Below are 7,960 nucleotides of genomic sequence, written 5' to 3'. Positions count from 1 at the left end.
TAATGATGGAAGTGTTAGATGGTGATTATTTAACATTTAAATCAAAAAGCGGTGCCTATATACGTGAGCATTTCTTTGGTCGTTACCCGGAAACTGCGGCATTAGTTGCAGATATGACAGATGATGAAATCTGGGCATTACGTCGTGGTGCACACGATTCTGAAAAACTTTACGCAGCGTATGCGAAAGCACAAAAATCAGACAAGCCGGTTGTGATCTTAGCTCAACAAGTAAAAGGCTACCGTATTCCTGAAGCAGAAAGTAAAAATACTGCTCACCAATCTAAGAAAATGTCATTAGAGAGCTTAAAAGGCTTCCGTGATTACTTTGAATTGCCATTAACTGATGAGCAAGTTGAAAACTTAGACTACATCAAATTTGCTGAGGGTTCAGAAGAATACAACTACTTACACGGTAAACGTAAAGATTTAAACGGTTATGTACCGGTGCGTAAACCGAAATTCACTGTTGAATTCAAAGTGCCTGAATTATCGGAATTCCAAGCATTATTAGATGAGCAACCGCGTGGTATTTCAACTACGATGGCATTCTCTCGTGTGTTAAATACCCTATTAAAAGATAAAAATATCGGTCAGCAAATCGTACCAATTATTGCGGACGAAGCTCGTACTTTCGGTATGGAAGGTTTATTCCGTCAAATCGGTATTTACAATCCATTTGGTCAAAACTATGTGCCATCAGACCGTGATTTAGTAGCTTACTACCGTGAAGCAAAAGATGGTCAAGTATTACAAGAAGGTATCAATGAGTTAGGTGCAACGGCATCTTGGGTTGCTGCTGCAACATCATACTCTGTAAGCAATTTACCGATGATTCCATTCTTTATCTACTACTCAATGTTCGGCTTCCAACGTGTAGGCGATATGATGTGGTTAGCAGGCGACCAATTAGCTCGTGGTTTTATGATCGGTGGTACATCAGGTCGTACAACCTTAAACGGCGAAGGTTTACAGCACGAAGATGGTCATAGCCATATCCAAGCAGGCGTAATTCCGAACTGTGTAACTTATGACCCGGCATTTGCATTTGAAGTGGCGGTAATCGTTCAAGATGGTATCCGCCGTATGTATGGTGAAGCTCAAGAAGATGTTTTCTACTACATCACAACATTAAACGAAATTACAGACCAACCGGCAATGCCAGCAGGTGCAGAAGAAGGTATCCGTAAAGGTTTATATAAATTTGAAACGGTTGAAGGCAAAGGTAAAGGTCGTGTTCAATTATTAAGCTCAGGTGCAATTATGCGTCATGTTCGCTTAGCGGCTCAAATTCTTGCAAATGACTATGGTGTAACCGCAGATGTATTCTCAGCTCCATCATTCAATGAGTTAGGTCGTGATGGTGCGGATGCTGCACGTTGGAATCTATTACATCCAACAGAGGAACAACGTGTTCCTTATGTAGCACAAGTGTTAGCTGATTTACCAACAGTTGCAGCAACTGACTATATGAAACTATACGCTGAACAAATTCGTGCGTATGTACCAAGCAAACACTATCACGTGTTAGGTACAGATGGTTTTGGTCGTTCAGACAGCCGTGCAAACTTACGTGAACACTTTGAAGTTGATGAGCGTTATGTAGTAGTGGCAGCACTTGCTCAATTAGCGAAAGAAGGCACAGTGGAAACTAAAGTTGTTGCTGATGCTATTGCTAAATTTGGCTTAAATGTGGATCGTATTAACCCATTATATGCGTAATACAAGCGGTAAAATTTAACGAAAATTTTGCAAAATGGGGTGGGGAAACCCACCCTAAATTTGTAAGGATAAAATCAGTTTATCTGTTTACAAAAGAAGGATTTTAAAATGTCAAAACAAATTAATGTACCAGATATCGGTTCAGATGAAGTAAGTGTTACTGAAGTGATGGTAAAAGTTGGCGATACTATCTCGGTAGACCAATCAATCATTAACGTAGAAGGCGATAAAGCATCTATGGAAGTACCGGCACCGGAAGCAGGTGTGGTAAAAGAAGTATTAGTAAAAGTAGGTGATAAAGTTTCAACCGGTTCCCCAATGTTAGTATTGGAATCAGCTGATGCTTCACCAGCGGTTGAAGCTCCAAAAGCAGAAGCGGCTCCTGTTGCACCGGTAGCAACCTCAGCAGTTGTTGAAGTTAATGTACCGGACATTGGCTCAGATGAAGTAAACGTAACCGAAATTATGGTTAAAGTAGGTGATAGCGTTGAAGTTGATCAATCAATTATTAACGTTGAAGGCGATAAAGCGTCAATGGAAGTTCCTGCTCCGGTTGCCGGCGTGGTAAAAGAAATTTTAATCAATGTGGGCGATAAAGTTTCAACAGGCAAATTAATTATGAAGTTTGAAACTGCATCATCTGCACCAGCACAAGCAGCTCCGGTTGCAGAAGCTGCTGCACCGGCTCAAGCATCAGCATCTGCAATTAAAGATGTGAATGTACCGGATATCGGTGGCGATGAAGTAAACGTAACTGAAATTATGGTTAAAGTAGGCGATTCTGTATCAGAAGAGCAATCTTTAATTACTGTTGAAGGCGATAAAGCATCAATGGAAGTACCGGCTCCATTTGCAGGTGTTGTAAAAGAAATTTTAGTGAAATCAGGTGATAAAGTTTCAACCGGTTCATTAATTATGAAATTTGAAGTAGCAGGTGCAGCACCTGCACCAGCAGCTACTCAAGTGGCTTCAGATCCTGCTCCACAAGTAGCCGCTCCAGCGAAAGCTGATGCAGTTGCCACAGGTCAAAACCAATCTGGTTTAAATCAAGAACAAGTGGTTTCAGCGGCAGGTTATGCACACGCAACACCTGTAATTCGCCGTTTAGCTCGTGAGTTTGGTGTAAACTTAGATAAAGTAAAAGGTACAGGTCGTAAAGGTCGTATCGTTAAAGAAGATATTCAAGCATACGTTAAAACGGCAGTTCAAGTATTTGAAAAACAAGGTGGAACAGCTGCTGCGGCAACAGGTGCAGCAAACGGTGCCGGTTTAGGCTTATTACCGTGGCCGAAAGTTGATTTCAGTAAGTTTGGTGAAGTTGAAGAAGTTGAATTAAGCCGTATCAATAAGATCTCTGGTGCAAACTTACATCGTAACTGGGTAATGATTCCACACGTTACGCACTTCGATCGTACAGACATCACAGAATTAGAAAACTTCCGTAAAGAGCAAAATAAAGAAGCTGAAAAACGTAAGTTAGATGTGAAAATCACGCCTGTGGTATTCATTATGAAAGCGGTAGCAAGTGCGTTAGAAGCGTTCCCTCGTTTCAACAGCTCAATTTCTGAAGATGCACAACGTTTAACATTGAAAAAATACATCAACATCGGTGTTGCAGTAGATACACCAAACGGCTTAGTTGTTCCGGTATTTAAAAATGTAAACAAAAAAGGCATTATCGAACTTTCTCGTGAATTAATGGAAGTATCGAAAAAAGCACGCGAAGGTAAATTAACTGCATCAGATATGCAAGGCGGTTGTTTTACTATTTCAAGTTTAGGTGGTATCGGTACTACTCACTTCACCCCGATCGTGAATGCACCGGAAGTGGCAATTTTAGGCGTGTCTAAATCTGAAATGCAACCGATTTGGAACGGCAAAGAATTTGAGCCACGCTTAATGCTTCCATTGTCATTATCATTTGACCACCGTGTAATTGATGGTGCTGATGGGGCGAGATTCTTAAGCTATATCAATGGCGTATTAGCAGATATTCGTCGTTTAGTAATGTAATTTTAACAAGCGGTTGTTTTTGTAAAAAATTTTGCAAAATCGACCGCTTTTATAACAAATTGAGGCAAATATGAGCAAAGAAATTAAAACACAAGTCGTGGTACTTGGTGCAGGTCCGGCAGGTTATTCAGCAGCATTCCGCTGTGCAGACTTAGGTTTAGAAACGGTAATCGTTGAACGTTATTCAACCTTAGGTGGTGTATGTTTAAACGTAGGCTGTATTCCGTCTAAAGCATTACTACACGTTGCAAAAGTAATCGAAGAAGCCAAACACGCCGTGCATAATGGTGTAACATTTGGCGAGCCGACTATTGATTTAGACCAAGTTCGTGCAGGTAAAGAAGCTGTTGTATCAAAATTAACGGGTGGACTAGCTGGTATGGCGAAAGCTCGTAAAGTACAAGTGGTTGAAGGCGAAGCGACATTTACAGGTCCGAACACATTAGTAGCTCGTGATCGTGATGGTAATCCAACAACTGTTACCTTTGATAATGCGATTATCGCAGCAGGTTCACGCCCAATTCAATTACCATTTATTCCACACGAAGATCCGCGTGTTTGGGATTCAACAGATGCCCTAAAATTAAAAGAAGTTCCTAAAAAACTTTTAATTATGGGTGGTGGTATCATCGGTTTAGAGATGGGGACGGTTTACAATGCTTTAGGTTCAGAAGTGGAAGTGGTTGAAATGTTCGACCAAGTGATTCCAGCAGCGGACAAAGACATTGTGGCAATCTATACCAAACAGATCGAGAAAAAATTCAAGCTAATGCTTGAAACTAAAGTAACTGCGGTTGAAGCAAAAGATGACGGTATCTATGTTTCAATGGAAGGTAAAGCGTGTAACGACACTAAACGTTACGATGCTGTACTAGTTGCTATCGGTCGTGTGCCAAACGGCAAATTAATTGATGCAGGCAAAGCAGGCGTACACGTTGATGAGCGAGGCTTTATTCCGGTTGATAAACAACTTCGTACCAATGTGCCGCATATCTTTGCGATCGGCGACATTGTGGGACAACCAATGTTAGCTCATAAAGGTGTTCACGAAGGACACGTGGCGGCAGAAGTAATTGCCGGACAAAAACACTACTTCGATCCGAAAGTGATTCCATCAATCGCTTACACTGAGCCGGAAGTTGCTTGGGTTGGTAAAACTGAGAAAGAGTGTAAACAAGAAGGCTTAAACTACGAAGTTTCTAAATTCCCTTGGGCTGCTTCAGGTCGTGCGATTGCTTCTGAATGTTCAGAAGGTATGACAAAGTTAATTTTCGATAAAGACACTCACCGCTTATTAGGTGGTGCGATTGTAGGTAGTAATGGTGGCGAATTATTAGGCGAAATCGGCTTGGCAATTGAAATGGGATGTGATGCAGAAGATATTGCATTAACCATTCACGCTCACCCAACCTTGCACGAATCTGTTGGATTAGCGGCAGAAGTGTTTGAAGGTTCTATCACAGACTTACCAAACGCAAAAGCGAAAAAACGCTAACTTATAACCACTAGCAAGCGGTTGATTTTTGTAAATTTTTTGCAAAAATCAACCGCTTGATTATTTTTAAGGCTCTAATCAAGTCGAGTGAAGTTTTTTTCAGCATTCAGCAGTAGAAGTTTCATTTTGTCATTGACATAAAATCATAAATCCGTAAAATGCACCTCATTCCACAACGCAATGTTGTGAAACCTCAAGTGCGGGAATAGCTCAGTTGGTAGAGCACGACCTTGCCAAGGTCGGGGTCGCGAGTTCGAGCCTCGTTTCCCGCTCCAATTTTCAAATCTTACGGCGTGTTAGCAAAGCGGTTATGCACTGGATTGCAAATCCATGTAGCTCGGTTCGACTCCGGGACACGCCTCCATTAAAACTCATCATTTTTACTTTAATTCAATATTTTCTTGGAATAATCCAGTTGAACTTTATTGCCCTTTTTCTGCCAAAAGCTAACGACTAAGGAGAAAAACTATGTGGAAGAAAACATTGCTTGCTGTATTTTTAGCAAGCCAATATACATTTGCGGCAGAAGCCGAGAAAGAGCCATTAAAAAGTTACACTGAAACAGAATTAAAACAATTAAAAAATGATTGGTTGGCTATTTATCAGAAAGAGTTACGGCACGCAGAAAATTTACGTTTAAAGCAGAGAGAAAATTTCCAGCAAATTAATTATTTGGTCGATGTGGCAGTCAGCCAGAAGAATTTATCAGTCGCAACATTACAGGTTATTCAGCGTTTATTAGCAACTTTATCGGGCTATCCGTTAGAAATGGACGCAGAATGGAAGTTGTTAAATGCTAAAATGACTTTGAAACAAGCCACAGTAAGCGAAGTTAAAGCATTTATTTCAAAATATCCGGATTCTTTGTATCAAAAACAGTTGCAGAACTTTATGTTTGAACAGCTCTATCGTGAGCAAAAATTTAAAGAATTAGTAGAGTATGCAATAGTTGTGAAGCCAACACATTTAGCGGATCAATGCCGCCTGTTTTCAGCACGTTATGAAATAGCCGCAACTAAAGCTCAGATTAATCCTGCGGTAGAACAAAAAGTGGAAAATGTAGAATTATCGGCACTAGTGAAAGAGTTTGATGCTTTTTGGCTTGCTAATTCTAAATTAACCTCTGATTGTGCGAATTTAGAAAGTTATTGGCGAGATCAGGGTTTCAAGACAGATGAGAAAGTGCGTCTGAAAGCGGTCGAATTAGTCAAACAAAATGCAAATGCGGAGATTACAAATTTAGCAATTAATGCAACGGATGAAAATTTGAAAACGTGGCTCAGTTCAGTTGAAAAAGTAGTGAGTAATCCGAAAGAATTGCAAAATTTTATTGAAAATCAACCGCTTGATTTATCGTTTAACGCGGAAAATAAAGCAATTATTGTGGAATTATTACCAAAATATATCCGCACCCAGCCAGAGAAACTGGATAATCCAACATTTGAACAATATCAACTATGGGCGGAGAAATATCAATTTAGTGAAGATGAGCTTAAAGCGTTAAAAGTTGCTTTTATTAGCCGACATTTTGATAATGAAGAGCCAACATTCCAACTCTGGCGTGATGAACAGGTTAAAGCATTAGGTGTTGATAATTTATTAGAACGCAGATTGCGTATGGCTATCTGGCAAAAAACGGATTTAAATGAGTGGTTGCAATCACTCTCTCAAGAGACTAAAGGGAAAACAGAATGGCGTTACTGGACGGCTAAAATCGAAAAAAATGAAGCTAAGCGTAAAACGATATTTGAAGAGCTAATCAAAGAGCGTGGATTTTATCCAATGTTGGCTGCTCAACAATTAGGGGTTGCTTATCAATTTCCTATTATTGAAGTGGCAGATCTAACGCAGGCTCAGCGTGAATTGTATGAAAATCAATTTGAGCGTATTCAAGAGTTGCGAGAACTCGGGCAAATTGATCAGGCTAAGCGAGTTTGGATTAATTTGATCAATAATGTAAAAGTTGAAACAGGAGAAAGCTCGCCTGTTAAAACTCAACTTGCGATTATCAAATATGCGAAAGAGAAAAATTGGTATGATTTAGCTGTGGAGGGTACGATCCAGATAAAAGCTTTTGATAATATTGATTTACGCTTGCCTAATGCTTATTCGGATTGGTTTGAGTTGAATTTACAGGATAAGAAAATCAGTAAATCATTTGCACAAGCCATTGCACGCCAAGAAAGTGCTTGGAATCCACAAGCTCAATCACACGCGAATGCGAGAGGGTTAATGCAGATGTTGCCGGCAACAGCAGAACAAACAGCTAAAGATAATAATTTATCTTTCAAGGGCGAACGGGATCTATTCAGACCGTTCAACAATATTATGCTGGGCACAACACATTTAATGGAGCTAAATGAAAAATATCCAAACAACCGCATTTTGATATCATCAGCGTATAATGCAGGTGTTGGGCGTGTAGAGCAGTGGCTTGGTCGGAGTAAAGGTACTTTAGCAATGGACGAATTCATTGCCAGTATTCCATTTTATGAAACCAGAGGTTATGTGCAAAATGTGCTAGCTTATGACTATTATTACCAAATGCTCTATGGTAATGTAAGTGAAAAATCAAAAAATGGATTAAAAATGTTCTATCAAGAGGAATTAGGGCGAAAATATTAAAAAGTGCTTGCATTCTTAGCTTAAAAGTCTATAATACACCACATCAGACGCGGGGTGGAGCAGCTTGGTAGCTCGTCGGGCTCATAACCCGAAGGTCGTTGGTTCA

4 protein-coding genes and 2 tRNA genes are annotated in these 7,960 nt (G+C 40.1%); all 6 read left to right on the top strand.

The genetic code is table 11. The features are described 5' to 3' along the window. A partial coding sequence (gene aceE / locus ACJHV0_RS03240) for a pyruvate dehydrogenase (acetyl-transferring), homodimeric type (protein ID WP_483133371.1) occupies positions 1-1,721 on the top strand: 1,721 nt, incomplete at its 5' end. A gap of 108 nt (positions 1,722-1,829) precedes the next feature. Continuing rightward, a complete protein-coding gene (gene aceF / locus ACJHV0_RS03235) occupies positions 1,830-3,734 on the top strand; it encodes a pyruvate dehydrogenase complex dihydrolipoyllysine-residue acetyltransferase (RefSeq protein ID WP_483133370.1) in 1,905 nt (634 codons plus the stop codon). A gap of 70 nt (positions 3,735-3,804) precedes the next feature. After that, positions 3,805-5,229 (top strand): dihydrolipoyl dehydrogenase, encoded by a 1,425-nt coding sequence (gene lpdA, locus ACJHV0_RS03230; protein WP_483133369.1) that lies wholly within the window; start codon positions 3,805-3,807, stop codon positions 5,227-5,229. Between the two features lie 199 nt (positions 5,230-5,428). After that, positions 5,429-5,504: transfer RNA gene (locus ACJHV0_RS03225), tRNA-Gly, on the top strand. 15 nt (positions 5,505-5,519) lie between these two features. Beyond that, positions 5,520-5,593: transfer RNA gene (locus ACJHV0_RS03220), tRNA-Cys, on the top strand. A 104-nt stretch (positions 5,594-5,697) separates the two neighbouring features. Further along, a complete protein-coding gene (locus ACJHV0_RS03215; protein ID WP_483133368.1) occupies positions 5,698-7,854 on the top strand; it encodes a transglycosylase SLT domain-containing protein in 2,157 nt (718 codons plus the stop codon). Positions 7,855-7,960: the final 106 nt, after the last annotated feature.

Source organism: Mannheimia sp., from assembly GCF_056854775.1.
The sequence above is the reverse complement of the archived record's forward strand: the minus strand, read 5'-3'. Positions and strand labels throughout refer to the sequence as shown.